Here is a 495-nt window from a genome sequence, read left to right on the forward strand (position 1 = left end):
GGCGGGGACCTCACCCAATCCGCGCTGGTAGGCCAAAACGGCACAGGCCGCCTTTGTCGAGTTAACCTTTCGTTAACTCAGCAAGCGCATCATTCTACACAGTCGGATCGGCTTTCCTCCTCCCAAGCCCGGTTCAGATCAGGGCGGTCGCCAATGACCGCCCTTTTTGTCGAGACCTAGGTGGACTCGCTTGCCATCGCCGCTGTCATTTGCGATGCCTTCTTTTCTCGAGCCAAACCCCGAAAATCAGTCGAGCAAGCGCAGCGCTGCCGGAGGACAACAGCCATGACCGAGCAAAGAACCGCCATCGTCACCGGCGCCGGCACGGGCATCGGCAAGAGCGTCGCCACGGCACTGCTCAAGGCCGGCTGGAACACGGTGTTCTGCGGACGCCGCAAATCCGTGCTGGATGCAGCGGTGGCCGAGGCCGGCCGTACCGATGCCAAGGCATTGGCGGTTGCCTGCGACATCTCCAAGGCTGAACAGGTCGACGAT

General features: G+C 61.6%; 1 protein-coding gene. It reads left to right on the forward strand.

The features are described 5' to 3' along the window. Positions 1 to 285: 285 nt before the first annotated feature. On the forward strand, positions 286 to 495 hold a 210-nt coding region (locus tag EN935_RS39835), incomplete at its 3' end, for an SDR family NAD(P)-dependent oxidoreductase (protein ID WP_127374444.1).

It is taken from the genome of Mesorhizobium sp. M7D.F.Ca.US.004.03.1.1, from assembly GCF_003998635.1.
Lineage (GTDB): Bacteria > Pseudomonadota > Alphaproteobacteria > Rhizobiales > Rhizobiaceae > Mesorhizobium > Mesorhizobium loti.